At 71.8% G+C, this 25,213-nt stretch carries 24 protein-coding genes, 2 tRNA genes and 1 pseudogene; 13 read left to right on the forward strand and 14 right to left on the reverse strand.

Annotated elements, in window-relative coordinates; all coding sequences use genetic code 11:
- Window positions 1–2: 2 nt before the first annotated feature.
- The 5 genes from CLT71_RS22465 to CLT71_RS22480 all read left to right on the forward strand — a co-directional run bounded on the left by CLT71_RS22465 (window position 3) and on the right by CLT71_RS22480 (window position 2,366).
- Window positions 3–1,115: a DUF3566 domain-containing protein gene (locus CLT71_RS22465; RefSeq protein ID WP_101368840.1), complete on the forward strand. Its 1,113-nt coding sequence runs from the start codon at window positions 3–5 to the stop codon at window positions 1,113–1,115.
- Window positions 1,116–1,290: 175 nt separating this feature from the next.
- Window positions 1,291–1,364 (forward strand) — tRNA-Ile (locus tag CLT71_RS22470).
- 42 nt (window positions 1,365–1,406) lie between these two features.
- On the forward strand, window positions 1,407–1,535 hold the full coding sequence (locus CLT71_RS38165; RefSeq protein ID WP_234359542.1) for a DLW-39 family protein: 129 nt from the start codon (window positions 1,407–1,409) through the stop codon (window positions 1,533–1,535).
- Window positions 1,536–1,582: 47 nt separating this feature from the next.
- Window positions 1,583–1,658, forward strand: a tRNA-Ala gene (locus tag CLT71_RS22475).
- Between the two features lie 72 nt (window positions 1,659–1,730).
- Entirely contained in the window at window positions 1,731–2,366 is a 636-nt protein-coding gene (locus tag CLT71_RS22480) for a hypothetical protein (RefSeq protein WP_101368841.1), read from the forward strand.
- A gap of 48 nt (window positions 2,367–2,414) precedes the next feature.
- Here CLT71_RS22480 and CLT71_RS22485 read toward each other — a convergent pair whose 3' ends face one another.
- The 6 genes from CLT71_RS22485 to CLT71_RS22510 all read right to left on the reverse strand — a co-directional run bounded on the left by CLT71_RS22485 (window position 2,415) and on the right by CLT71_RS22510 (window position 8,960).
- Window positions 2,415–3,656, reverse strand: coding sequence for a sigma-70 family RNA polymerase sigma factor (locus tag CLT71_RS22485; protein WP_101368842.1), 1,242 nt, complete (start codon window positions 3,654–3,656; stop codon window positions 2,415–2,417).
- A 15-nt stretch (window positions 3,657–3,671) separates the two neighbouring features.
- A complete protein-coding gene (locus CLT71_RS22490) occupies window positions 3,672–4,070 on the reverse strand; it encodes a YciI family protein (protein WP_101368843.1) in 399 nt (132 codons plus the stop codon).
- 147 nt (window positions 4,071–4,217) lie between these two features.
- On the reverse strand, window positions 4,218–5,195 hold the full coding sequence (locus tag CLT71_RS22495) for an aldo/keto reductase (RefSeq protein WP_101368844.1): 978 nt from the start codon (window positions 5,193–5,195) through the stop codon (window positions 4,218–4,220).
- Between the two features lie 48 nt (window positions 5,196–5,243).
- Complete coding sequence (locus CLT71_RS22500; RefSeq protein ID WP_101368845.1) at window positions 5,244–6,233, reverse strand: DJ-1/PfpI family protein; 990 nt, start codon at window positions 6,231–6,233, stop codon at window positions 5,244–5,246.
- Window positions 6,230–6,838: an isochorismatase family protein gene (locus CLT71_RS22505; RefSeq protein ID WP_101368846.1), complete on the reverse strand. Its 609-nt coding sequence runs from the start codon at window positions 6,836–6,838 to the stop codon at window positions 6,230–6,232. Before CLT71_RS22505 ends, CLT71_RS22500 begins: the two co-directional genes overlap by 4 nt.
- A 208-nt stretch (window positions 6,839–7,046) precedes the next feature.
- Window positions 7,047–8,960, reverse strand: a complete 1,914-nt coding sequence (locus CLT71_RS22510) for a PPC domain-containing protein (RefSeq protein ID WP_101368847.1) — start codon at window positions 8,958–8,960, stop codon at window positions 7,047–7,049.
- A gap of 195 nt (window positions 8,961–9,155) precedes the next feature.
- Here CLT71_RS22510 and CLT71_RS22515 point away from each other — a divergent pair, with 195 nt between their 5' ends.
- Together CLT71_RS22515 and CLT71_RS22520 are read left to right on the forward strand one after the other, a co-directional pair.
- The gene (locus tag CLT71_RS22515; RefSeq protein WP_101368848.1) at window positions 9,156–9,704 is read left to right on the forward strand and encodes a SigE family RNA polymerase sigma factor; all 549 of its coding nucleotides are present in this window, start codon (window positions 9,156–9,158) and stop codon (window positions 9,702–9,704) included.
- Window positions 9,676–10,905: a tolB family protein gene (locus CLT71_RS22520; RefSeq protein ID WP_101368849.1), complete on the forward strand. Its 1,230-nt coding sequence runs from the start codon at window positions 9,676–9,678 to the stop codon at window positions 10,903–10,905. Before CLT71_RS22515 ends, CLT71_RS22520 begins: the two co-directional genes overlap by 29 nt.
- Window positions 10,906–10,933: 28 nt before the next feature.
- Here the strand turns inward: CLT71_RS22520 and CLT71_RS22525 are convergent, their stop codons facing one another.
- Both CLT71_RS22525 and soxR read right to left on the reverse strand, forming a co-directional pair.
- Entirely contained in the window at window positions 10,934–15,556 is a 4,623-nt protein-coding gene (locus tag CLT71_RS22525) for a cation-translocating P-type ATPase (RefSeq protein ID WP_101368850.1), read from the reverse strand.
- A 280-nt stretch (window positions 15,557–15,836) separates the two neighbouring features.
- Window positions 15,837–16,274, reverse strand: a pseudogene (soxR, locus tag CLT71_RS22530) (redox-sensitive transcriptional activator SoxR); the annotation flags it as partial.
- Window positions 16,275–16,392: 118 nt separating this feature from the next.
- On the opposite strand from soxR, the gene CLT71_RS22535 reads away from it, so the two are divergent.
- The 3 genes from CLT71_RS22535 to CLT71_RS22545 all read left to right on the forward strand — a co-directional run bounded on the left by CLT71_RS22535 (window position 16,393) and on the right by CLT71_RS22545 (window position 17,862).
- Window positions 16,393–16,968, forward strand: a complete 576-nt coding sequence (locus tag CLT71_RS22535) for an exonuclease (RefSeq protein WP_101368852.1) — start codon at window positions 16,393–16,395, stop codon at window positions 16,966–16,968.
- An 82-nt stretch (window positions 16,969–17,050) separates the two neighbouring features.
- Complete coding sequence (locus CLT71_RS22540) at window positions 17,051–17,245, forward strand: hypothetical protein (RefSeq protein WP_101368853.1); 195 nt, start codon at window positions 17,051–17,053, stop codon at window positions 17,243–17,245.
- Between the two features lie 62 nt (window positions 17,246–17,307).
- Window positions 17,308–17,862 carry a YbaK/EbsC family protein gene (locus CLT71_RS22545; RefSeq protein ID WP_101368854.1) on the forward strand — a complete coding sequence of 185 codons (555 nt, stop codon included), beginning with the start codon at window positions 17,308–17,310 and terminating at the stop codon, window positions 17,860–17,862.
- Here the strand turns inward: CLT71_RS22545 and CLT71_RS36565 are convergent.
- Together CLT71_RS36565 and CLT71_RS22550 are read right to left on the reverse strand one after the other, a co-directional pair.
- Complete coding sequence (locus tag CLT71_RS36565) at window positions 17,788–18,054, reverse strand: hypothetical protein (RefSeq protein ID WP_143743541.1); 267 nt, start codon at window positions 18,052–18,054, stop codon at window positions 17,788–17,790. The genes CLT71_RS22545 and CLT71_RS36565 overlap by 75 nt on opposite strands.
- Complete coding sequence (locus CLT71_RS22550; protein ID WP_199188009.1) at window positions 18,051–18,299, reverse strand: hypothetical protein; 249 nt, start codon at window positions 18,297–18,299, stop codon at window positions 18,051–18,053. The genes CLT71_RS36565 and CLT71_RS22550 overlap by 4 nt, the downstream gene beginning before the upstream one ends.
- 458 nt (window positions 18,300–18,757) lie before the next feature.
- On the opposite strand from CLT71_RS22550, the gene CLT71_RS22555 reads away from it, so the two are divergent.
- Window positions 18,758–19,870 carry a helix-turn-helix domain-containing protein gene (locus CLT71_RS22555; RefSeq protein WP_101368856.1) on the forward strand — a complete coding sequence of 371 codons (1,113 nt, stop codon included), beginning with the start codon at window positions 18,758–18,760 and terminating at the stop codon, window positions 19,868–19,870.
- Between the two features lie 48 nt (window positions 19,871–19,918).
- Here the strand turns inward: CLT71_RS22555 and CLT71_RS22560 are convergent, their stop codons facing one another.
- Together CLT71_RS22560 and CLT71_RS22565 are read right to left on the reverse strand one after the other, a co-directional pair.
- Entirely contained in the window at window positions 19,919–20,350 is a 432-nt protein-coding gene (locus CLT71_RS22560; protein WP_101368857.1) for a SufE family protein, read from the reverse strand.
- Between the two features lie 23 nt (window positions 20,351–20,373).
- Window positions 20,374–20,796, reverse strand: a complete 423-nt coding sequence (locus CLT71_RS22565) for a CBS domain-containing protein (protein WP_101368858.1) — start codon at window positions 20,794–20,796, stop codon at window positions 20,374–20,376.
- A gap of 162 nt (window positions 20,797–20,958) precedes the next feature.
- Between CLT71_RS22565 and CLT71_RS22570 the strand changes: the two genes are divergently transcribed.
- Window positions 20,959–21,588 carry a dTDP-4-dehydrorhamnose 3,5-epimerase gene (locus CLT71_RS22570; protein WP_101368859.1) on the forward strand — a complete coding sequence of 210 codons (630 nt, stop codon included), beginning with the start codon at window positions 20,959–20,961 and terminating at the stop codon, window positions 21,586–21,588.
- A gap of 4 nt (window positions 21,589–21,592) precedes the next feature.
- On the opposite strand, the gene CLT71_RS22575 is transcribed toward CLT71_RS22570, so the two are convergent.
- Window positions 21,593–21,991, reverse strand: a complete 399-nt coding sequence (locus CLT71_RS22575; RefSeq protein ID WP_101368860.1) for a MerR family transcriptional regulator — start codon at window positions 21,989–21,991, stop codon at window positions 21,593–21,595.
- A gap of 65 nt (window positions 21,992–22,056) precedes the next feature.
- Here CLT71_RS22575 and CLT71_RS22580 point away from each other — a divergent pair, with 65 nt between their 5' ends.
- Entirely contained in the window at window positions 22,057–23,277 is a 1,221-nt protein-coding gene (locus CLT71_RS22580) for an MFS transporter (protein WP_101368861.1), read from the forward strand.
- A 4-nt stretch (window positions 23,278–23,281) separates the two neighbouring features.
- On the opposite strand, the gene CLT71_RS22585 is transcribed toward CLT71_RS22580, so the two are convergent.
- A complete protein-coding gene (locus tag CLT71_RS22585) occupies window positions 23,282–25,051 on the reverse strand; it encodes a proline--tRNA ligase (protein WP_101368862.1) in 1,770 nt (589 codons plus the stop codon).
- Between the last annotated feature and the right edge of the window lie 162 nt (window positions 25,052–25,213).

A 25,213-nucleotide genomic window follows, 5' to 3' on the forward strand; every position in this document is an offset into this window, starting at 1 on the left:
TGATGACGGAGACACAGGCGAAGTCGGGGGCTGCGGGGACCTCGACCAACCCGGTCGACGAGGAGGCCGCCGCAGGCGGTGCATCCGCGACCGGCCGCGCGGCCGTCGGCCGGGCGATGGTCAGCGCCGACACGCCGTCCCCCAAGTTCACCCGGGCGCCGGGCATGCCGCCGCCACCCGACCAGCTGCCCGAGGGGTCGACGACGCCGTCGACCGAGGCGGCCGAGGCCGGCAAGCCGGCGCCTGCCACGACGGAAGCCGCGACCGCCGCGACGTCTCCGGCGGCGACCGGCGCGGCTTCGAGAGGCAGCAGCTCCGGGGTGAACCGCTCCGATCAGGCGGGCAACAGTCAGGCGGGCAAGAGCGATGCGACCGTGACGAGCCGGCTGGAGCCCTCCGGCGACCCGAACCGTACCGAGCGGATTCCCAGCCGGCCCGGTTCCACAGGTGCCGCCGCGACCGGTGCCGAGGCGACCCAACCGATCAGCGGTGCGTCGCAGAGCACGTTCCGGCTGGGGCGGGCCGGCGGGACCGCCCAGGCATCGGGTACCTCGAATCGCTTCGGTCTCGGCGGCACGACGGCGCGCCCCGGGGCAGGCGCTCCCGGAGCCCCTGGCGCGGGTGTCGGGGTCGCCGCCCCGGGGGCTGGGGCTGGGGCCGGGGCTGGTGCCGGCGCGGTTGGTGCGGCCCGGGTGACCGAGGCGGTCCGCGCCGCCCGCAGTACCGTCAGCTCCGCCGCCTCACGCGGCCCCCGCCGCGCCCGGCTGAACCTCAAGCGGATCGATCCCTGGTCTGTGATGAAGTTCTCCTTCGCCGTCTCGCTCGTGTTGTTCATCGTGGTGATCGTCGCGACCTCCGTGCTCTATCTGGCGCTCGACGCCATGGGGGTCTTCGACAGCGTGAACGGCACCCTGACCGACATGATCAGCGCGAGCGGCGGCCAGGGCGGCAACACCTTCCAGATCACCGCCAAGGGCGTCATCCTCACCTCCGGCCTGATCGGGCTGGTGAACGTGGTGCTCTTCACCGCGCTCGCCACCCTCGGTGCGTTCATCTACAACGTCTGCGCCGACCTGGTCGGCGGCGTCGAGCTCACCCTCGCCGAGCGCGACTGAACGACAGCACAGCAACCTCGCCGACGCCGGGGCGCCGCGCCGCAAAGCGGTGGCCCCGGCGTTCGCCATTCGGGTACGGTCTGCGTCATAGCTGGTCGACGGCTCGCGTTCCGAACCGCCGCCCCCCGAGTTGGGGTCGGCGCCGGAGGTACGGTAACCTTGCTCGTCGCAACGGGGGGCTATAGCTCAGTCGGTTAGAGCGCAGAGCTGATAACTCTGAGGTCGATGGTTCGATTCCATCTAGCCCCACTTCATACCGTCCGACAGCTCGTCGAGCGTGAGGATACGTCCATGTTGAAGAAGATCCTGCTCGTTGTCGGCGTGGTGGGTGTCGCGGCCCTGGTCTACAAGAAGGTCAGGGAATCCAACGACGAGCGCGCTCTCTGGCACGAGGCCACCACCGCGCCCGACCTGCGGTAGGACCGTCGACCCGGACTGCCATCCCCCGGGGCGGCATCGTCCCGCCCGGGGCCGTAGCTCAACTGGCAGAGCACTGCCTTTGCAAGGCAGGGGTTAGGGGTTCGAGTCCCCTCGGCTCCACCACACCTTCTTTGATCGATCCCGGTCCCGAATATCTCTGGCGCGTACAACGAGCGCTTGTGTGAGCATCCTGCTGTGGAAATCTGGTCTCACGGTGGCAAGCATTACGACATCGTCTCCTTCTACTGCCTGCCCGAGGACGCGTGGCGCTACGAGCTTGACGGACTGAGCGGAGCACCAGGCACCGGACCACACATCGCTGTCGCCATTCCCGACGCAACCCCGGACGATGGCCCCTTCACCCCCGAGCCCGCCCGCCTCGCCGTGGTCCACCTCGGCCGAGGTGAAGCGCCCTGGCCTGTCCTACGCCGGTTCCTCGACCTGGTCGAGTCCTCGGGCGACCTGGTGGACGACGAGGCCGCGCCAACCCGGGATGCCGAACCTCTCTCCGCCAACAACGTCTGGTGGCACGACGGCCAACGGTTCGAGGTCAACTCGTTCCACCTCGCCGAGCATGACGCCTGGTGCTACGAGCTGTACGAGGTCAAGCCCGAGGCCGAGCGCAACGACTACATCGAGGTCCGCATACCCGACGCCTCCCCGGACAGTGGTCCCTTCGTCCCCGAAACCGGGGACGGTGTCGCTCTCACCATCCACGGCTTCGGGACCGTGCCTTGGCCGATGTTCCGTCGCTTCATCAGGGCGATCGAGGCGTCCGGCGACATCGTGAGCGACCCGGAACCGAACGACCCCGAGGCGGAACGGCCGTAACGAGCGTGCTCGCCCACCGCCGTGGGCCGGGCGGTCGCCGCCGCGCCGCTATGCCAGCCGAGCCGCGCGGTTCTGCAGGTACTCCTGCTCCGGCAGGCTGGTGGTCAGCCGGGCAGCGACGAGATAGCTCTCCCGGGCACCCATGGCGTCGCCGGCCAACTCCAGCAGGTGGGCCCGGACGGCGTGCAGACGGTGGTGCCCGGCGACCCGTTCATCGTTGTCGAGCGGTGCGAGCAGGGCCAGTCCGACCTGTGGCCCCTGGGCCATCGCCGCCGCCACCGCGTGGTTGAGCGTCACCATCGGGTTCGGTGCCAGGCGTTCGAGGATCTGGTAGAGCGCGAGTATCTGCGGCCAGTCGGTCTGCTCGGCACGGTCGGCCTCCGCGTGTACCGCGGCGATCGCGGCCTGGACCTGGTACGGCCCGAGCGGCGCGCGGGCGAGCGTACGGGTGACGATCGCCAACCCCTCGTCGACGTACCCCCGGTTCCACCTGCTCCGGTCCTGCTCGGCCAGCGGAACCAGCCTGCCGTCCGGGCCGGTACGCGCCGGCCGCCGCGCGTCGGTGAGCAGCATCAGCGCGAGAAGTCCGGCGACCTCGCCATCGTCGGGCAGTATCCGGGAGACTGTCTGGGTGAGCCGGATCGCCTCGACGGCCAGGTCGGCCCGGTGCACGTCCGGGCCGGTCGTGGCGGTGTAGCCCTCGTTGAAGATCAGGTACAGCACGTGCAGCACCGCCCGGAACCGTTCCGCCCGCTCCTCCACCGGCGGCAGATGGAACCGCGCGCCGGCCGCCCTGATCCGCTGCTTGGCGCGACTGATCCGCTGCGCCATGGTCGTCTCGGGAACCAGGAACGCCCTGGCGATCTCGACGGTGGTCAGACCACCCACCGCCCGCAGCGTCAACGCGATCCGGGAGGCGGGGGTGAGGCTCGGATGGCAGCAGAGCACCAGCAGGGTGAGCGTGTCGTCCGAATCGCGCGGGTCGGCGAGATCGGCGGGGGGTGCGAACATCTCGTCCGGCACGGCGTTGGCCACCACCGTCGCCTCCCGGCGGCGACGGGCCAGGTCGCTGCGCAGCTCGTCGGTCAGCCGGCGGGAGGCGACCCGGATCAGCCAACCGAGCGGACTTTCCGGTACCCCGCTGTCGGGCCACTGCGTCGCGGCGGCCAGCAGCGCCTCCTGGACCGCGTCCTCGGCGGCCTCGAAGTTTCCGTAGTGCCGGACGAGCGCGGCGAGGACCCGCGGCGCCAACCGGCGTAGCAGGTCCTCGACGGCCTCCTCAGGCTGCATGGCAGCGTCCGGTCCTCACATCTCCTGGCCGGACCGCTCCATGAGCGGACGTATCTCCACCGCGCCGCCGAAGCGGATGTCAGGGAACCGGGCAGCGATCTCCGTCGCCCGTTCCGGAGTCTCGCAGTCGACGATGAAGAAGCCGGCGAACTGCTCCTTGGCCTCGACGAACGGCCCGTCGGTGACCGTCGGCACCCCGTCGCGGCTCCGGACGGTCCGGGTACGGGCCGGATCCGGCAGCGCCTCCGCGGTCACCAGTTCGCCCGATTCAGTGATCTCCGCCAGCAGCGTCTCCAGCTCTCGGGACAGCTCGACCCGCTCCTCGAGCGACATCGCCTGCGCCTGCGCCGTGTAGAGGAAGGTCGGATGACCCCAGTTCTGCGGGTTGCTGTGGATCAACAGCATGTACTTCATTTCTCGGCTCCTCACCTCTGCGGACCGTCGAGCCCGACGTCGACCATCCGCGCCTGACTTCCAGAGATCGGAGCCGAGCGTCCCGCCTCGACACTTCTGGCCGACCCGGGTCCGCAACCCGGCAGTGACCACCGGACGGCGGAAGGGTCAGAAGCCTTCCGGGGCGTGCGGTACATAGTGTTCGCCGAGCCGACGCAGTTCGTCCTCGCCGAGCGTGAGTGCGACCGCGGCGACCGCGTCGGTGATGTGTTCGGGCTTCGTCGCTCCGACGATCGGGGCGGTCACCGCCGGCTGGTGCAGCAGCCAGGCGAGCGCGACCTGGGCCCGGGGTACCCCGAGCTCGGTGGCCACCTCGGCGACCGCGCCGACGACCCGACGGTCCGCCTCCTCGGCCTGCCGGTAGAGGGTGCCGCCGAAGTTGTCCGTCTCGCTGCGGGTGGTGCTGACGTCCCAGTCCCGGGTCAGCCGACCCCGGGCCAGCGGACTCCAGGGCAGTACCCCGACGCCCTGGTCGAGGCAGAACGGCAGCATCTCCCGCTCCTCCTCCCGCATGATCAGGTTGTACTGGTCCTGCATGGAGACGAACCGGGTCCAGCCATTGCGATCGGCGGTGTACTGCGCCTGCGCGAACTGCCACGTCCACATCGAGGACGCGCCGAGGTAGCGCACCTTGCCGGCCCGTACCAGATCGTGCAGTGCCTCCATCGTCTCCTCGATCGGCACCTCCGGGTCGTACCGGTGGATCTGGTAGAGGTCGATGTAGTCGGTGCCCAGCCGGCGCAGGCTCTCGTCGACCTGGGTGAGGATCGCCGCCCGGGACAGCCCGCCGCCGTTGGGTCCCGGACCCATCCGGCCGTGCACCTTGGTGGCGATCACCACCTCGTCGCGCCGGGCGAACTCGCCGAGCAACCGGCCGGTGATCTCCTCGCTGGTGCCGAGCGAGTAGACGTTCGCGGTGTCGAAGGTGGTGATCCCGGCCTCGATCGCCTGCCGGAAGAAGGGGCGCGCCTCGTCCAGACCGAGCGACCAGGAGTGCGTACCGCGCTGCGGGTCGCCGAAGCTCATGCAACCGAGGACGATGCTCGACACTTCCAACCCCGAACCGCCCAGCCGTACGTACCGCATCGGTACTCCTCGCCTCGTCCGTCGCCCTGCCCCGACGCGCTCGCCGGGCTACGGCAACGTACCGGCGGACGGGGTGAGCTGGGAACCCGGTACGTTCCCGGGCTGATCCGGGGCCGAGACGGTCGTGGCCCGGCTGCGTAGCCGGCGCAGCATCCGGGCGTCGCCGAAGCCGACCGCCCGGGCGGCGGCCTCGACGGTGGCGCCGTGCCCGATCAGGTGCTCGGCGCGTTCGACCCGGAGCAGTTGCTGGTAGCGCAGCGGCGTCACCCCGACGATCCGGACGAAGAGGCGGGTGAGGGTCCGTTCGCTGACCCCGACGCTGGCGGCCAGGTCGGACAGGGCCAGCCGGTCCGCGAAGCGGGCGTCGATGACGTCCTGCGCCCGGTGCACCACGTCGCTGATGTGGCCCCGGTGCCGCAGCATCGCGCTGGCCTGCCGCTCGTCGCCGTTGCGCCGGGCGTAGACGACCATCTCCCGCGCCACCCGGGCGGCGAAGCCGGGACCGTGCCGCACGGCGAGCAGGTGCAGGGCCAGGTCGATCCCGCTGGCGATGCCGGCCGAGGTGACCACGCGGTCGTCCACGACGTAGAGCACGTCCCGGACGACGGCGGCCCGGGGATGCCGGCGGGCCAGCTCCTCGGCCAGGTCGTGGTGGGTGGTGCAGCGCCGGCCGTCCAGCAGTCCGGCGCCGGCCAGCGCGAACGCCCCGGCGCAGACGCTGGCCACCGTGCCGCCCCGGCGGTGGTGCTGGCCCAGCCGATCCAGGGTCGCGGCGGTGAATCCGGGGTGGTCGGCCCAGCTTCGCCGGTCGGCGGGACGCCAGCCGGGGACCACGATCAGGTCGTCGGGGCCCAGCTCCGGCCAGTCGGTCCGGGCCCGCAGGGGTACGCCCTGGGTGGTGGTGACCTCCTCCTGCTCGCCGACGTAGTGCAGGGCGTAGCCGCCGCCGAGGTCTGCGGCGGTGGAGAACGCCTGCGCCGGCCCCGCCAGGTCGAGCAGGTGCAACCGGGCGGCGAGCAGGAAGAGGACCCTTGTCACCCGACGATCGACTCCGCGCGTTCGGCGGTCAGCTCCGCCACGGTACGGATGGTGGCGAAGCGGCCGGCCAGCGCGTACTCGGTACGCGCGACGATCTCGTCGACGCCGAGGGTGCGCGGGTCGGCGAGGATCTCGGCGAGGGTACGGCCGGGCGGGGCGTCGGGGTGCTCGATCGGGTTCGTCGCGGTCGCGTCGGTCACGAACGTCACCTGGTAGCCGAAATCGCTGGCGAGTCGGGCGGTGGTCTCGACGCACTGTTCGGTGCGGATCCCGCAGACCGCCAGTTCCGTCACGCCCGCCTCGGTCAGCAGTTGCTGGAGGTTGGTGGTGGTGAACGCGTTGTGCGAGGTCTTGTGCAGCACCGGCTCACCGGGCTCGGCTTCCAGGCCGTCGATCAGCCGGACGTGGCCGAGCGCCGGGTCGAAGACGGTGCCGGTGCCGGGCTCGGTGTGCAGTACCCAGACCACGAGATCACCGGAGGCCCGGAACGCTTCGGTCAGTTGACGTACCCGGTTGACGATGTCGGGGTTCGAGCTGGCCGCCCAGATCGGCCGCTGCCGGAACGACTCCTGTACGTCGATGACGACGAGTGCACGCGATGACATGCCACCGATCCTCTCCGCTCGACGTCCACGACGGCAGACACCATCGTGCCCCGATCCGGAACGATCCGGTCAGCAGGCCCGGCGACTTCCACGGTTTCGGTGGCGTTCGGTGTGCCCGGAACAGCCGGCGGCCCCTCCCGGTCGTTGTGCACCGGAAGGGGCCGCCGTGGAGTGTCGCCGTGGAACGTCGAGCCGTGCTAGGCGTCGGTCACCGGGTGACGCCGAAGACGATCCGGCTGAGGGTGTCCTCGGTACCGGTGAAGCCCTCGCCCGGGTTGAAGGTGTCCTCGCCGAAGTCGACGTCGGGGTCGTCGGCGGTGCCGCCGACGCCGTCCGGGCCGACCGCGAACATCAGCGGGAAGTTCCCGCCCTGGTCCATGATGTTCGCCTGCTCGTTGAACTGGTCGACGTGCCAGTTGCCGAAGAAGTGCCCGGCCTCGTGCGCCGTCACGTTGCCCACCGCCCGGCCGACGAACTCGACCCGGTTGCTGTCCTCGGTGATGTACGTGTTCAGCGACGGGTCGTCACCGGCCGGCTCGCTCAGCACGTCCAGCAGCACCAGTGCGGAGTCCTCGGTGCCGAAGTTGCCCGGGTCGATGTACTGCGCGATGCCGATGGTCGGTACGCCCGACTCCTCGATGCTGCCGCCGATGATGATCCGGCTGACGTTCGCCTGTCCGAACGGGTCGGCGTGGTCCCGGCTGTTCAGGATCCGGATGTCGAAGCGCTCGTTCAGTCCGCTCTCGATCATGTCCCGACGGAGGTTCTCCCGCACCTCGGCGATGATGCCGTCGATCACCGCGTTCTCGTCGGCAGCGGTCAGCCCCCAGCGGCCGAGGAAGGCGCGCATCGGGCTCAGGGTGCGTACGCCCGGGCCGCCGAAGATGGCGGTGTTGATCCGTGCGCCGTCGAAGTCGAGGAAGAGCGTCTGCCGTGGCTGCTGCTTCGACCGGTACGCCTCGACCGTGATGTCGTACATGCCGTCGCCGAGGGTCACGCCGACGTAGTGCCAGCCGGCCTTGTCGGCCACGTGCTCGGTGACCGCGTTTCCGCCGCCCGGCAGCGGGCTGTTCGGCGGGTAGAGGGCGGAGGCGTCCTGGGCGGACCCGTGCACCTCGCGGCCGTCCGGATCGTAGACCGTGATCCCGGCGGCCGAGCCCTCGACAGAGGCGCCGACGACGTCACCCGGCCGCAGTTTCACGGCGAAGAAGTCGCTGTCCTGCTCGGCGGTCCCGATGGTGACCTGGTACGGCCCCTCGGTGCCGGCACCGCCGCCGCTGGCGGAGTCGAACGGGTCCGCCGGGATCGTCGGGAACCCGACCACCGCCACGTAGTAGGTGCCGTCGGCGGTGAACTGGTGCACCAGCAGGCTGTCCAGTCCCTCCGGGCTGTCGTCGTTGAGTGCGATCAACTCGCCCTCGGCGTCGTAGAGCAGGACGACCGAGTCGAGTTCACCGGCCGGCGTGTCGACGTCGACGGTCAGGGTCCGGCCGGCGACGCCGGTGACCTCGTAGAAGTCGAAGTCCCCGTTGCCGCTGCCCGCGCTGCCGTGCGGGCCGTCCCCGATCGCGGCCGTGGTGGTGACGGCCTGCTCGGTGGTGCCGACCCCGGTCTCGCCGGCCAGCGGGATGGCGCCGTCGTCCTCCGGGTTCGGTGCGATCTCCGTCGCCTCCACCTGCTCCGGGGAGAGGGCGCCGAGGATGCGCAGCCGGGGGTTGTCCTTGGCGCCGGTACCGAATCCGGTGATCCGCTGTGCGGTCGCCGGGGTGTCGTTGCCACCCCGGATCCCGGCCGGCTCCTCCTCGTCGGCGAGTACCGGTGCGGCGGCCACCGCCCGCTGCTGTGCCCGCAGCCCGGCCCGCTGGTCGGCCTGCTTGATCAGCCAGTTCTTCCACCCGACGTAGTCGGCCTTGGCCGGGTCCGGCAGGAGTGCCAGGAACGGGTTCGGCCCGGCCGGCTGCTTGGCGGCGCTCGGCTTCACCTTGGCGAGGCCGATCGCCGGGGCGCTGGTGGCAACGCCCGTGTCGTGCTCGTCCGTGTTCGGTCGAGCCTGGGCGCCGGTCGGTGTCAACCCTGCGACCGCCAATGTTCCGGCGGCCAGGATCGCGATCGTTCGACGCATGTATCCCCCTCCGTCGTGCCATCAATCCGGTGGCCCCCGCCACCGATGGCTAACGTGACGCTACTGATCTCGAAGGGAAATTAATAGAAGTAGGGAGATATCTAAGTATGTGATCATGTGCGGTTCGGAGTCGGTTCCAACCTGTCGCGGTCCGCCGGCATGTAACCGGCAGAGCGAGTTGTGGCGGGAGGAATCGTGGAGGACGACGTTGGATTCCGGGAGTTCGTCGAGGCACGGCTGGTCCGGTTGTCCCGGGTGGCCTACCTGTTGACCGGGGGGCATCACGACGCCGAGGACCTGTTGCAGGCCGCGCTGGTGAAGGTCGCGGCGCGGTGGCGGCGGGTCGCCGCCACCGGCGACCCGGAGGCGTACGTCCGGCGGGTCATGTACAACGAGCGGATCCTGTCCTGGCGCAGGTGGCGCCGGCAGGTGGTGCAGCCCGCCGAAGGCGTACCCGAGATCGGGCCGGTCGGGGACGGCGCCGACGGCGTGGTCTCCCGGCTTCTCCTCCAGCGGGCTCTCGCCCGACTCACCTGGCGGCAGCGGGCGGTGCTGGTGCTGCGGTTCTTCGAGGACCTCTCGGTGGCCGAGACCGCGGCGGTGCTCGGCTGCTCGGTCGGCACGGTGAAGAGCCAGACCAACCATGCCCTCGGGCGGCTGCGGACCCTCGCCCCGGAACTCGCCGAACTGATCCGTGACCCGATGGAGGTGGCAGATGAGCACGTTGAGGAACCTGCTCGATGAGGTTGCCGAGCAGGCGAAGGCGTACGACGTGACCGGGCGTGCCGTCCGGGTGGCCCGGCGGCGCCGTCGGGTGGCCCGGCTGGCCCCGGTGGCCGCCGCGGCGGCCGTGGTCGCCCTCGGCGCCGTCGCGGTCGTCGGACTGCGGCCGGACCCGCCCGTCGGGCAGACGGCCGTCGCGGTGCCGACCGTCGACTGGCTGCCGGACCGGCTCGACCTGCCGGCGTCGGGACCGGATCCGCTGCCGGCCACCGGTCCGGTCGGCCGGGGCGTACTCGTCTACGATGGCCAGCGGGAGGAAATCGCACCGGTGCTGCTCACCGAGGACGGCCGGCAGCACCGGCTCGCCGAGCCGACCTCGGCGCAGGACTCGTCCTCACCGGGCTTCCTCGTCTCGTACACCGAACCAACCCTCTCCCCGGACGGCCGCTGGCTCGGCGAGCAGCGCGACGGCCGGTACGTCGTCCGGGACCTGACCGGCACCACCCGGCACCAGCTCGCGGACGGGTTCTCCCCGACCACCTGGTCGCCGCAGAGCCGCTGGCTGCTGCTCACCAACAATCGCGACGAGAACGCCCCGCCGCTTCGGCTCGACGTCACCAGTGGCGAGCAGCGGCCGGTTCCCGGCGTGGACGGCCGGCGGTGGGGGCCAGTCGCGGTGCTGCCGGGCGGCGAGGTGGTGCTGCTCAGGATGCCGGACGAGCCGACCCGACGGACGAGCATCGAACTCCGGCTCGTCGACCCGGCGAGTGGCGCCGAACCCACCTCGATCCAGCTCGATCTGCGCCGGCACCTGCGGCATCTGGAAAGCGTGGGCTTCGAGGCGCCGAGGCTCTCCCCGGACGGGCGGTCGCTGCTGTTCAGCGTGGTCGAGGTGGCGGACCCGGAGCAGGGCATGCCGGGGCTCGACCACGGCGGCGATCTGATCCGGGTCGACCTGACCAGCAAGGCGGTTTACCGGTTCGACCTGCCGCACTCCGACCAGCCAGGCCCACCGAGGCCCGGCCCGACTCCGCCGGCTGCCCGTGACTGGTGGAGCGAGCCGCTGGGGTACCTGCCGGAGGGGGTGCTGCTGCGGCTGCGTACCGCCGACGGGAAGGGTGACGCCCTTCAGGTGCTCGACCCGGCGACCGGCGCGGTCGGCAGGATCACCGAACTGCCGGCGGACCGGGCGGTGGAGTTCCTCCGGCCGAGGGGCTCCTGACCGCAGCCCCCGGGAGATCGGTCGGGGTTCAACTGCCGAATCGGCTGGAGTCGGTGGTGCCGTCGCGGTTCGCGGCGGCACCACCGGTCGGTCGCGTACCGGCGGTTCCGTCGGTGTCGCCGATCCGGTTGGTGTCGCCGGTCCCGTCGTCGTGGCCGTCGGCGGTCGGCGGGGTGATCAGGCGGTCGACGACGGTGTTGGTGAGGGTGGCGCTCAGCGCGCTGCCGGCGGCGATTCCCCAGCCGACCGGCCCGAGCGGGGTACAGCCGAAGAAGTGGCTCAGCCCCGGAGTCTGGATCACCCCGGCGAGTACCGCCACCGAAACGGCGGTCGAGGCCAGTACGCCGGGGCTCGTCGCGCCCTCCAGCAGGGTCTGGCCGAGCTGGGTACCGACCAGCGAGGCGAGCGCGACAGTCCCGGCCCGGCGCCGGGTGCCGGTGTACCGGGCCAGCGTCCAGCCGGTGGTCGCACCGAGGGTCGTGGTGCCGGCCCGCAACGCGATCTCCCGGCTGAGGGTGGCGCCGAGCGAGGTCTCGGGCCCCTCGGTGAGCAGGCCGTCCATGCTTTCCGCCCGGGGCGCCCGGATCGCGATCGCCATCGCCGGAGCCAGGTCGGTGAGGAGGTTGACCAGCAGCATCTGCCGGCCGTTCAACGCGGACCGGCCGGTAAGCGCGGCGGTGAGCACACTGAACGCGATCTCGCCGAGGTTGCCGCCGACCAGGATGCTCAGCGCGTGCCGTACCGAGGACCACATGGCGCGCCCCTCGACCAGGGTGGCGATGATCGTTTCGAGCCGGTCGTCGGTGACCACCAGGTCGGCGGCGGCCCGGGCGGCCGGGGTACCCCGCTGGCCGAGCGCGATGCCGACGTCGGCGAGCCGGATCGCGGGCGCGTCGTTGGCACCGTCGCCGGTCATCGCCACCGTACGGCCGCACTTCTGCAACGCCCGGATGATCCGTACCTTGTGCGTCGGCGTACACCGGGCCACCACGTCGGTCCGGGCCAGCCGCTCCGCGAGGGCGTCGTCGTCGAGCCGGTCGAGTTCGGTGGCGGTGACCACCCGCTGGTCGGTGTCGTCGGTACTGATGATCGCGGCGATCGCCTCCGCGGTGGCCGGATGGTCACCGGTGATCATGATGGTGTGCACCCCGGCCTGCCGGATCCGGCGCACCGCCGGGGCGGCGCTGTCGCGTACGCCGTCGGAGAGGGCCAGGAAGCCGACGAAGGTCAGTTCCCGGACATCGTCCTCGCTGACCGTGTCGCCGGGCAGGTTCCGTTCGGCTACCGCGAGCACCCGCTGGCCGGCCCCGGCGTGCCGGTCCAGCGTCTCCTGGAGCGCCCGCCGGCCCGCCTCGTCCAGGCCCCGGTCGCCGTGCCGGGCGCACCTGGGCAGGATCGTCTCCGGTGCGCCCTTCACGCTGAGCAGATGGTGTCCCCGGTACCTGCCGACCGTGGCGTGGTAGCCCCGGGACGGCTCGAACGGCAGCGCGTGCCTCTGGTGCCACGGGTGTGTACGGGTGCCGGTGCCGACGCCGGCCCGCCGTGCCCCGGTCAGCACCGCCCGGTCGGTCTGCTGGCTGACCTCCTCCGGGCACTCGGCCGCCGGGGTGGCCCGTAACGCCGCCGCGAGTACGCCACGCAGTGGCTTGTCCAGCCCGTCGAGGTCGGCGTACCGCTCGCCGTCACCGACTCCGGCCAACATCAGTTCGCCCTCGGTAAGCGTGCCGGTCTTGTCGAAGCAGAGCACGTCGACCCGGCCCAGCGCCTCGATGGTGCGCGGGTTGCGGACCAGCGCGCCGTGTTCGGCCAGCCGGCGGGCGGCGGCCAACTGCGCGGCGCTGACCAGGAACGGCAACCCCTCCGGTACGGAGGCGACCGCGAGGTTGGCGGCGGTGCCGGCCGACTGCACAAGCGGTACGCCCCGGAGCAGCCCGGCCCCGGCGACCGCCACCGCCGAACTCGCGGCGAGTGGGATCGACATCCTGGTCAGCCGGCCGAGCCGGGCCTCGACCCCGCTGGTCGGGACAGCCTCGCCGGCCAACGCCATGCTCCGGCCGACCTCGGTGTCCGCGCCGGTCGCCACCACCACGGCCAGGCCCCGCCCGGCGGCGATGGTGGTTCCCTCGTAGAGCATCGACCGGCGCTCCGCCACCGCGGCGGCGACCACCGGCTGGCTGGTCTTCGCCACCGGCAGCGACTCACCGGTCAGCGACGACTCGTCGGCCTCCAGCCCGACCGCCTCGACCACCCGGCAGTCCGCCGGGACGGCGTCGCCGGGATCCAGCGCCACGATGTCACCGGGGACCAGTTCGTCGGCGGCGACCACCCGTTCGGTGCCGTCCCGGCGGACCCGGGCGGTCACCGCCGACCGGGACAGCAGCTCGGCCAGCGACCGTTCGGTGTTGACCCGGTGTGCGGCGCCGATCAGCGCGGTCAGCCCGATCACGCCACCGACCAGCGCGGCGTCGGCCACCGAACCGACCGCGGCGGAGAGCCCGGCCCCGCCGGCCAGCACCGGGGTGAGCGGGTTCGACAGCTCCTCGACGAACGCCCGGGGCAGGTCGACGGCCTCGGCCGGGCCGACCGAGGCTGCCGTTCCGCGCCGGTCCACCTCTGCTGTGGACAGTCCTGCCGGGTCGCTGCCGAGCCGGTCCAGCACGGTCCGCACCGGCATCAGGTGCCACGGCGTCGGTGGCGCGGCGGCCGAGGTACTCCGCCGCGGCAACCGGCCGGCGCGCCAGACCCCGTTTCCGAACGCCAGTCCGGCGGCGGCGTTCACCGCTGCCAGGCTCCGGTCCGGCAGTTGCCGCCGTGCGGTGGTGAACGCGGCGATCGCGCCGAGCCCGCTGGCGCCGGCGGAGAGCGCGATGCTCTGCTGGGCGACCGTACGGGCCAGTTCGACGGCCCCGATCACCAGCGCCGCCGCCCCGAGGTCGGAGCCGACCAGCAGGTGGGCGCCCCACGGGGGCGGCTCGTCGGCGTGCCACACCCCGAGTCCGCAGTCGGCGGCGGCCAGCGCGCGCGGGTCACCGGAGACCAGGGCGACCACCGCCCCCTCGGACTGCAACGACCGGATCGAGCCGGCGAGCCGGGGACCGCCGGGCAGGTGCCCGTCGGCGAAGTCGTGTCCGCCCCCGCCCGTGCCCGTGCCGTTGCCGTTCCCGCCGCTGCCGTTCCCGTTCCCGCCGTCGTTGCCGTGGCTGCTGTCGTCGGCGACCAGCAGTCGCAGGCCGGCCCGCCGGGCAGCGGCCGGCAACGCGTCGATCCCGGGTGCGGGTTCGGCGGCGACCCGGACCACCGCCGCGAGCCGGTCGCCGGTGGTCAGGCCGAGCAGGGTACCGCCGTCGGGGCGGAGCTGCTCGATCTGCTCGGCCCCGGCCCCGGCGGGCAGCCGCAGCGCGTCGACCGGGCCGAGGGTCCAACCGTCGGCGTCGCGTACCCGATCCGGGCTCTCCGGGTCGAACAGGTCGAAGGCCCGTCCCGCCGCCTTCTCGGCGTCGACGCCGGGCAGCGGCAGCAGGTCGGCCAGTACTCCCCGATCGGAACGCAGCGCGGCGGCGTCGAGTACCAGCACGTCCAGGCGTTCGAGTTCGCGCAGCACCGTACGGTCCATGGCGATCACGCCCCGGCGGGCGAGCAGCCAGCCGAGCCTGGCGCCGTACGCCTCCCGCCCGGCGGCGGCCGCGGCCGGGAGGCCGCTCAACGCGAGTGCGGCGGCCCGCTTGCCGCCGGCCAGGGGAAGCGCGGCGACGCCGGCGAGTGCGCCGGATTCGAGGGACCGTTTCTGGTACCGCTCGATCGGGCCGTCCGGCTTCGGATGCGGCCGCTTGTTCGAGGGCGGTACCGCCCCGGCCCGTTCCGGCGTGCCGGCGAGCAGCGGCTCGACCTGCTCCCAGGCGGCCAGCTGGGCGCGGGCCTCGCCCCACTGCAGGGCCCGCTGGGCGCCGTCGAGCAGGATTCCGGCCCAGCCGCCGGTCACGCCCTGCGCCAGTACCGTGGCGAGCGGCAGCCAGGAGTCGGCCCGGTGGTCGCTGCCCAGTCCGCGCCCGGCCAGCGCGTGCAGCTTCGGATGCAGGTTCGCCGCGCGCAGCATGCCGGCGAGTTCGCGCGGTGCCCGGATGAAGGGCATGACCTGGACCGCCGCCGACAGGCCGAGCCCGAACGCATCGGTGGCGATCCTGGTCATCGCCCCCCGGGTCCGGGGACCTTCCTCGGGGGGATGCGGTTCCGGGCAGTCCGGGTCTGGCTCCCGTCCGTCGGTACGCTCCACGGCCGCGATCACCGCGATCAGCGACCGCAGTCGGGGCGGGGGCGTGCCGACCGCCACCACCACCCGCCCGGAGGGCGCGTTCACCCGCGCCCACTCGACCCCGGAGAGCCCTTCCAGGGCCTGTTCGATCTGCCTGGCCAGCCGTTCGCCGCCGGGCTGGGCGATACCGTGCACCTCGATGTGGTGTCGGCCGGGCCGGGACCAGACAGCGCGGCGCTTGAGCCCGGCGACCCGGGCCGCCCGGCCCACCATCGACTCCGCCTCGTGCGCGACTCCGGCGACGAGCTGCGGCACCGTGCGCGGCGACAGCGTCTCGGGCAGGGCGGGCAGGTGGAGGCGGCGCAGGTCGATGCCGGGAATCCTCAGCCCGAGTGGCGTCATCGACCAGGCCGGACTGCCGGCCGGCCGGTCCGCCGTGCGGTGGGGCGGTTGTCGCTGGCCGCACTCGGGTACCGCATCTCACCCTCCAAGAGCCGTGGATCGGCCCTGGCTTCCCGGTCAGCGCGGCCTTATGCCTGCCCGCTTCCGGCAGGGGGTCTTCCGGTCGTCAAACACGGGCCACGGCGGGGCTGTCCGTGGTGCAGACGTCCGGTGCACCGCAGCTACCGTCCGGGGCGTCGACCGGCTCCGGTGGCACGGGTGCCGTCCCGGTGAGCCCGGCGAGCAGGTGGCGCGGCCCCGAACCGGTACCGGCCATCATGTCGTCGGGGTTGGAGAGCGCGCACAGGTCCAGCGAGAGGCAGCCGCAGCCGATGCAGTCGGAGAGGTTGTCGCGGAGTCGTTGCAGGGCGAGGATCCGCTCGTCGAGCTGGCCGCGCCACCCGGCCGAGAGCCGGGCCCAGTCCGCCCGGGTGGGTGTGCGCTCCTCGGGGAGGCTGGCCAGCGCCTCCCGGATCTGGGCCAGCGGCACACCGACCCGCTGGGCGAACCGGATGAAGGCGACCCGGCGCAGGGTGTCCCGGCCGTAGCGGCGCTGGTTGCCGCTGGTCCGGGTACTGGCGATCAGGCCCTTGGCCTCGTAGAAGTGCAGGGCCGAGACGGCGACACCACTGCGCTCGGCGAGCTGTCCGACGGTGAGGGTGTGTGCGGGTTCGGTCACTGGTCGAGGATAACCCGGCGTACCTCAACCAATATTCAGGTGTGCTGGATACCGCCGTAGGTGGATCGGCGGACGGAATTGGCTGGACCGGGCCGGCGTGCCGCCGCAAGCTGATGCCGTGGCTGATCTTCCTGAGCTGTACGTCGCGGTCGACGTCGAGGCGGACGGGCCGATCCCCGGGCCGTACAGCATGATCTCGCTGGGCATGGCGGTGGCCGGGCGACCCGAGCTGAGCTTCTACACCGAGCTGCGCCCGATCTCCGACGAGTTCGTGCCGCAGGCACTCGCCGTCTCCGGCCTCGACCGGGAGCGTCTGCTCCGGGAGGCACCGCCGGCCGAGGTGGCGATGACCGCCGCGGCGAACTGGGTGAACGGGCTGCGCAGGCAGGGCCGGCCCGTCTTCCTGGCCGCTCCCGCCGTCTGGGACGGGATGTTCGTGCACTGGTACTTCGTCCGGTTCACCGGCCGGAGCCCGTTCGGGGCGACCGGTTCCGGGGTGGATCTGCGCAGTTACTGGATGGGTCGGACCGGTGCCGAGTGGGCCGGTACGCACAAGGGCCGGATCAAGCACGCGCTCGGCCTGACCGGTATCCCGCACACGCACCACGCCGGCGAGGACGCGGCCGAACTGGCGCAGGTCTTCGACGCCGTACTGCGGCAGCCGGCACCGGAACCGCACGCCCGGCCCGACTGACCGGCGTACCCGGACCACCCGACCGGGCGATAACGTCCGGAACGCGAAAAACCTCCGTATCGTCTCACCTACCCTCGAACGCATGATCTACATGGCTCTGGCCGCGATGATGTACGTCTGCGGCTTCGTCTTCCTCTACGGCGTGATCCGGTTCGCCGTCCGGCACGGCATCGAGGATGTCCAACTGCGGCGGGAGCGGGCCGCCGAGGCACCGGAACGGGACCGGCTCCGGGAGCGCACCCTGGTGCCGGACAACGCCTTCCTCGCCGGCAGCTGACCGCCGTCCCCGCCGGGGTCGGCACTCGCCGTGTCCCGGGCGGTGCGAGGATCACTGACGTGATGGGAACCCTGAAGACCGAGCCGGCCCGGACCCGTCAGGACCTGCTCGCCGCGCCGGTGACCGAGGCCCTGCACCGCTGGCCCGCCGACTCCCCGGTCGGCGTCGACGACATCCTGGTGGCACCGATCGACGCCACCCTGGCCGACACCGCCGCCTTCTGTGCCGCCTACGACGTCGGGCTGGACGTGTCGGCGAACTGTGTGGTGGTGGCCGGCAAGCGGGAGGGGATCGTCAGGTACGCGGCCTGCGTCGTACTGGCCACCACCCGGGCCGACGTGAACGGGGTGGTACGCCGCCACCTCGACGTACGCAAGGCGAGTTTCGCCCCGATGGCCGAGGCCGTCGAGCTGACCGGCATGGAGTACGGCGGCATCACCCCGATCGGGCTGCCCGACTCGTGGCCGATCCTTGTCGACTCGCGGGTGCTCGGCACGCCGTACGTGATCGTCGGGTCGGGGGTCCGGCACAGCAAGATCGCGCTACCCGGTGCCGCCCTCGGGCTCCTGCCGAACGCCGAGGTCGTCGAGGGGCTCGCCCGGGAAGTCGCCGGCTGACGACTCCGCCGGCCGCTGCGCTGGCTGCTCGGTGGAGCGGTCCGGCCAGCAGATCCGGCACCCGCAGAGCACGACCCGGACCTGGCCGGTGCCGGAGACCAGGCGTACCTGCCCGGGACAACTGTGCGGCGGCTCGGTCACCGGCGGGCGCAGGGCGAGTGCGCACGGCAGGCACAGCGTCGTCTCGCTCATCCCTGACACTCCCCTTCGCCCCCGTCGACCGGCTCGGCGCTGGTCGTCCCCTCCCCTGGGGTGGCATGGCTGTCGATGTCTACCACATCGACGAGCGGGTGCGTGGGTACGAATTGATCGTTCACCATTTCTAAATAAGCGCGTGCCGTCGCCAGTGCCCGGCAGGACGGCAATTTGCAAATAGGGCAACGGCCGTCGTCGCGCGGCCAGTGCTCGATCACGATGAGCCGGGCGGAGAGCACCATCCGATTCCGTGTCCGGCGCGCGGCTGCCCCGGTCATCTCCGCCTGCCGCGCCTGCGGCGTACGCCGGGGCGCACCGCCGCACTCGCACCCACGAGTCGCCTCCTGAGCTGCCCGGGAGGTGCGGCGGCCGCCGGCACGGCCGCCGCACCCGGCAGGGGCGCCCCCGCCTCCCAGGGGAAGACAGCGGGTACGCGCCCCGGTCCCGCGTGGACCGATCACGAGCCGACCTGGAGGCCGATGAGGTCGAGTCGTGTCATACCCGCGAGCCGTGGAACTCCTGTCCGGGCCCCGATCCCGAGGTCACTCCAGGCTTACGATCTGCGCCCGGAAGCGGTAGAACATTGATCGGTGCCACATCGAACTGAAGCGATCCACATCCCCACATTCCCGTAATCAGAGAACTACCGATAGTAGGCGCGGTTTTCAGGTGTTTTCCGGAGCGCACAGGCGGTAGACGGATGGATCACGTCGGCGCAAGGCTGAGGGTGGCGCGTACGGACGCCCAGGTCACCCTGACCCAGATGGCGGCGCGCACCAACTACAGCAAGAGTCATCTGTGCAACGTCGAGCTCGGCAAGCGGCCGGCCACCCCGGATCTGGTTCTCGCCTACGAGCGGGTGTTGGGAGACAGCGTGAACCGCAGAGGTGCCCTGGCGATCGCCGCGACAGTCGTCGTCTCGTCCGCCGTGGCCGAGCTGGTGCAGCACGGGTTCGCCGCCGCCATCGGGCCACGGCGGGACGTCGACGATTGGGTCGCCCGATCCGAGGGGTACGGGCAGGACTACATGTCGCTCGGTGCCGCCGAGCTGCGGGGCCGGCTCGCCGCCGATCTCGTCGTGCTGCAACAGGAGCTGGACAGCCCGCACCTGTGGGGCGTCGCCGCCCGGCTGATGACGGTGCACGGCAAGACGCTGCCCGGCAACGACGGAGGTCGGGGAGCGATCCGGTCGTACGAGATGGCCGCGATCGCGGCGGACCGCTCCGGCGACCTGGAGACCCGGGTCTGGGTACGCGGCCGGGCCGCCCTGGCGCTGGCGTACGAGGGCGCGCACCTGCCGGTCGCCGCCCGCCTCGCCGAGCAGGCCGCCGGGCTCTCCGAGCGGCCGACCCTGGGCCGGCTGAACGCGCTCACCGCGCAGGCGCACGTCGCCGCCTGCCGGGGCGACACCGGCGGCGCACTGTCGAAACTGGACGATGCCCGCCGGGTCTTCGACACGGCCGGCAGCTCAGAGCAGATCTCCGACTTCGCGGTGCCACTGTGGCGTTTCCACACCTTCGAGTCGATGCTGCTGTCCCGGCTCGGCCACCCGGGAGCGGTGGCCGCACAGGACGCGGCGGACCGGACCCGACCGGCCAGCCTGCCCCGGTTCGCCACGCACATCGAACTGCACCGGGGCCTGATGATGGCCTCCGCCGGGGACGCGGCCGGTGGTCTGGACCATGCCCGGCGGGCGCTCGACCGGTTGCCTCCCGAGCGGCACAGCCTGTCGCTTCGGCTGATGCTCGCCGAGGTGGAACGGACGGCCACCAGCGGCACCCTGAAAGACAACCGTCGATACCGTTGCACGTGAAACGTCGCCGGGCGCCCGGCCAGGGCTCCTGGCTCCCCGTCGCCGCGCTCAGTCGAGCTGTTCCCGGACCTGCCGCTTGAGCCGGGCCAGGATGGCGTTGCCGCCGCGTACCCGCAACGGGCTGATCGCCTGGGCCAGCCCCATCCGCTGGTAGAGGTCGTCCGGCACGGCCAGTACCTCGTCGGCGCTCGCCCCGGCCAGCCCTTCGGCCAGGATCCCGGCGAAGGCCCGGGTGGTGGGCGCCTCCGGCGGGCAGTCGAACCAGGTCGTGACGGTACGGTCGGCGGCCACCTCGGCACGCAGGAAGAAGGCCGTCTGGCACTCCGGTACCTGCTCCATCCCGGCGTGGCCGGCCAACTCCGCCGGCAACGGTGGCACCGCGTCGGAAAACTCCAGCAGCATCTCGAGGACCACGTCCCGGGGGGCGGCGGCGAACTCCGCCACGATCTCGGCGAGCTTGGGCGGCATCGACTGCGGCATGGATCCCAGGCTACCGAGGTGCCTCACGGGCGCGGGCTGGGCTCGCTGATCTCGCTCAGTGCCGACGGGTCGAGGAGGGTCGCCAGGTCGCCGAGGGAGACGATGCCGACCAGTTCGCGGTCGTTGTCACAGACCAGGATCCGGCGTACGGCCCGCTCCCGCATCAGGACGGCGGCGTCGGCGGCTGTGGAGTTCTGCTCGATCATCACGATCTCCCGGGAGGCCACCGAGCCGATCGTGGTCTGCCGGGCGTCACTGCCCTCGGCAACCGCCCGGACCACGATGTCCCGATCGGTCACCATGCCGAACAGGCTCGGCCCGTCCGTCACCACCACGTCGCCGATGTCGGCGTCCCGCATGGCGCGGGCGGCCTCGTCCAGAGTGGTGGCCGCGGGCAGATAGACGATCGTCCTGGTCATCACGTCACGGACTCTGACCTCAGTCACGATGTTCCTCCGAACCCCCGAATTCCCGATACCACCTGCTACCCCCTGGGCGGCACGCTAACACCATGTCGGGTTTCTGATCGGCCACTCTGGGTTGTTGGACGGTATCGTGCGGTTGGCCCCGATAAGCCGGAGAGATCCGAGCGACGCTGTGAGGTGCGAGTGAAGGCCACCGAGCTGTCCATTCCCGGTGCCTGGGAGTTCCTTCCGCAGCAGTTCAGCGACGATCGGGGCCGGCTCCTCGTCTGGTACGACGCGGAGGTCTTCGCCGACGCGCTCGGCTTCGAACTCACCGTCGCCCAGGCCAACCAGAGCGTCTCCCGGCGGGGCGTCATCCGGGGCGTGCACTGGGCGGACGTACCCATCGGCCAGGGCAAGTACGTCTACTGCCCGCGTGGCGCCGTACTCGACATGGTTGTCGACCTGCGGGTCGGTTCACCGACCTTCGGCAGGCACGAGGTGACCCGGCTGGACACAATCGACAACCGCGCGGTCTACCTGCCCGAGGGGCTCGGCCACGCCTTCGTGGCGTTGGAGGAGGAGAGCATCGTCAGTTACCTCTGCTCCGCCCGGTACGCCCCGGCCCGGGAGCGGGTCGTGCACGTCCGGGATCCGGAGTTGGCGCTGCCCTGGCCGGCCGACCTCGACCCGATCCTCTCCGAGCGCGACGCCGACGCGCCCGGCCTGGCCGAGCTGCGCGCCGCCGACCTGCTGCCCCGGTACGCCGACTGCCAGCGGTTCTACCAGGCACAGCGGTCCCGCCGGGTCAGCCGGCCGACGGACCAGGTGTAGCGGGTCAGGACGTCGTAGACGCTTCGGGGGCGGCATCTGGACGATCGGCGCCGCGTACCGCGTCGAGATACTCCGTGATCGCATCCCTGTTGCGGGTGAGGAACCTGATGCGCTCGGCCATGCGATCGCGCTCGTCCTCCAGCGTGGCGATCATCTCCGGGGTCGCGTCGGCGAAGTGGATGGCCCGGGGCTTGTCGAGGCAGGGAAGGATCTGTTTGATGATCCGGGTCGGCAGTCCGGCGTCGAGCAGCCCTCTGATCTGCATGACCCGGTCCACGGAGCGTTCGTCGTACGTGCGGTAGCCGTTCGTGCAGCGATCGGGCAGGATCAGTCCCTGCTCCTCGTAGTAGCGCAGCAGCCGCCGAGGGGTGCCGGTGCGTTCCGACAGCTCTCCGATTCGCATGTGACCTACCTCATCAACCGGCGGTTTGACCTTCACATCAATGTGATGGTTCGAGCATACGCAGCATGCGAACCCACACCACGGAGCCCGTACGGCCGACCGGTTCCGGCACCGACCGGAAACTCCCCCTGCCGGCGCTCCTCGCACTCGCCACGGCGGTCTTCATCACCAGCCTGACCGAGACGCTGCCCGCCGGTCTGCTGCCCGCGATGAGTGCCGATCTCGACGTCAGCGAATCCGCCACCGGGCAGACGGTGACGATCTATGCGATCGGAACCGCAGTCACCGCGATCCCGCTGACCGCAGCCACCGCGGGCTGGCGGCGCAAGCGTCTGCTGCTGACGGCGATGACAGGCTTCGCCGCCGCGAACACCGTCACCGCACTCTCGGCGAGCTATCCCCTGACCATGGCGGCCCGGTTCGTCGCCGGGGTGGCCGCAGGCCTGGCCTGGGCACTGCTCGCCGGATACGCCCGCCGCATGGCACCCGTTCATCTTCAGGGCAAGGCCATCGCGATTGCCATGGCAGGAATTCCGGTCGCGCTGTCGCTGGGCGTGCCCGCGGGGACCTTCGTCGGCAAGGCGGTGAACTGGCAGGTGGCGTTCCTCCTGATGACCGGGCTCACCGTCGTCCTGCTCGGATGGATCACTGTGGCTGTCCCGGACCACCCCGGACAGCGGACCGAGGGCCGCCGTACCCCAATGTCGCACGCGTTCACCCTCCCCGGCGTGCCGGCGGTCCTCTCCGTCACCCTGGTCTTCGTCCTGGCGCACACGATCCTCTACACCTACGTCGCCACGTTCCTCGAGCATCGCGACATGGGCGGCTCGACCGACCTCGTACTGCTGGTCTTCGGCGCCGCCTCCATGGTGAGCATCTGGATCGTGGGCGTGCACATCCACCGCCGACTGCGGCTTCTCACCATCACCAGCGTGTTCCTTGTCGCCGTGGCAGCCACCATCCTGGCCGTGCTGGCCGACAGCCCCGCCCTGGTCTACGCCGCGGTCACGCTCTGGGGCCTCGGCTGGGGTGGCGCCCCCACCCTCCTACAGACTGCCGTGGGCGACGCGGGCGGCGAGGCGGCAGACGCTGCACAGGCGATGCTCGTCACGCTGTGGAACGTGGCCATGGCCGGTGGCGGAGTCGTCGGTGGCGTCCTCCTCGACCGGCTCGGCACCTCGTCCTTCCCCTGGAGCGTCCTTGCGCTGCTGGTGCCGGTGCTGGTCGTCGTGATCGTCGCCCGCACAAATGGTTTCCCCACCGAGCGAGTGCGGACGACCCGGTGAGCGCCTATGCCGGACCTGCCGAGCCGGGACCGGTCGGCCCGGTCAGCCGGGCCAGCAGTTCCGCCGCCGAGAGTTCGCTGCGGTCTCCGGTGGCGCGGTCGCGCAGTTCGACGTACCCGTCGACCCAGCGGCGGCCGACCACGACGGTGCGCGGGATGCCGATCAGCTCGGCGTCGGCGAACTTGACCCCTGCCGAGACGTGCGTCCGGTCGTCGACCAGCACCCGCAGGCCGCGTGCGGCCAGTTGCCCGCCGAGGTCGAGCGCCGCCTCCAGTTGCGGCCCCTTGCCGGCCGCCACCAGGTGTACGTCGCACGGCGCCACCGCCGCCGGCCAGACCAGTCCCCGCTCGTCGTGGTGCTGTTCGGCGATCGCCGCCACCGCCCGGGACACCCCGATGCCGTAGCAGCCCATCGTCAGCCGGACCGGCTTGCCGTCCTGGCCCAGCACGTCGACCCGGAACGCGTCTGTGTAGCGCCGGCCGAGCTGGAAGACGTGCCCGATCTCGATGCCCCGGCGGATCGTCAGCGCTCCGGGCCGGCAGGCCGGACACCTGTCACCGGCCCGGACCTCGACCGCCTCGATCGTCCCGTCCGGGGTGAAGTCCCGCCCGCAGACCACGTCGGTGGCGTGCCGGCCCGGCTCGTTGGCGCCGGTCAGCCAGGCGGTGCCGGGCGCCACCCGGGGGTCGACCAGATAACGGATGCCGAGCTTGGCCAGCAGTTGCGGGCCGAGGTAGCCGCGAACCAGTTCGGGTCGCTCGGCGAAGCCGTCGAACATCGACACGGTGGCCGGGCTGAGCACCGCGCCGAGCCGCTTGAGGTCGACCTCACGGTCCCCGGGTACGCCGATGACCAGCAACTCGGGCTCGTCCGAGCCGGGCCGGTGCAGCTCGACGACGACGTTCTTGAGGGTGTCGCCGGCCGTCCAGTCGGTCCGGCCGCCGAGTTGCCGGTCGTTGGCGAGCGCGACCAGGCTCTCGATGGTCGGCGTCTCCGGGGTGTCGTGCACCTGCGCCGGAGGGTGGGCGTGCACGTCGCCGGCCGGGGCCGGCGGAGTCGTCACCGCCTCCGTGTTCGCCGCGTAGTCGCAGGCGGTACAGCCGACGAAGGTGTCCTCGCCGACCGGGGTCGAGGCGAGGAACTCCTCCGACGCGGAGCCGCCCATCGCGCCGGAGGTGGCCGCGACGATCGTGTACGACAACCCGAGCCGGTCGAAGATCCGCTGGTACGCCGCCCGGTGCCGGTCGTACGCCGCCGCCAGCCCCGCCCGGTCCAGGTCGAAGGAGTAGGAGTCCTTCATCAGGAACTCCCGCCCGCGCAGCAGTCCGGCCCGGGGCCGCGCCTCGTCGCGGTACTTCGTCTGCACCTGGAAGATCGAGACCGGGAAGTCCCGGTACGAGGTGAAGGTGTCCCGGACCAGCAGGGCGGCCATCTCCTCGTGGGTGGGGCCGAGCAGGTAGTCGGCGCCACGCCGGTCCTTGAGGGTGAAGATGTCGTCGCCGTACTCGGTCCACCGGCCGGTCGTCTCGTACGGCTCCCGGGGCAGCAGGGCCGGGAAGAGCACCTCCTGGCCGCCGATCGCGACCATCTCCTCCCGGACCACCTCGGTGATCCGGTCCAGCACCAGCCGGCCGAGTGGAAGCCAGGTGTAGCCGCCCGGGGCGGCGCGACGGACGTAACCGGCCCGGACCAGCAACCGATGGCTCGGCACCTCCGCGTCGGCCGGGTCCTCGCGCAGCGTACGCAGAAACAGCGTGGACATCCGTAGCAGCATCCCGGCAGCCTAGACCCGCCGGCCGGAGCGGGGCACCGCAAATTGCGCGTCGCCGGGCGGGCGTGCGGTCCCGGTCACCTTCGGGCGCCGGGCGTGATCGGGGCGGGGCCGGGCTGACAGACTGGCCCCCGGTCGATCGGCGGGGAGATCGGTCGATCGGTG

The organism is Plantactinospora sp. CNZ320 (assembly GCF_002846275.1).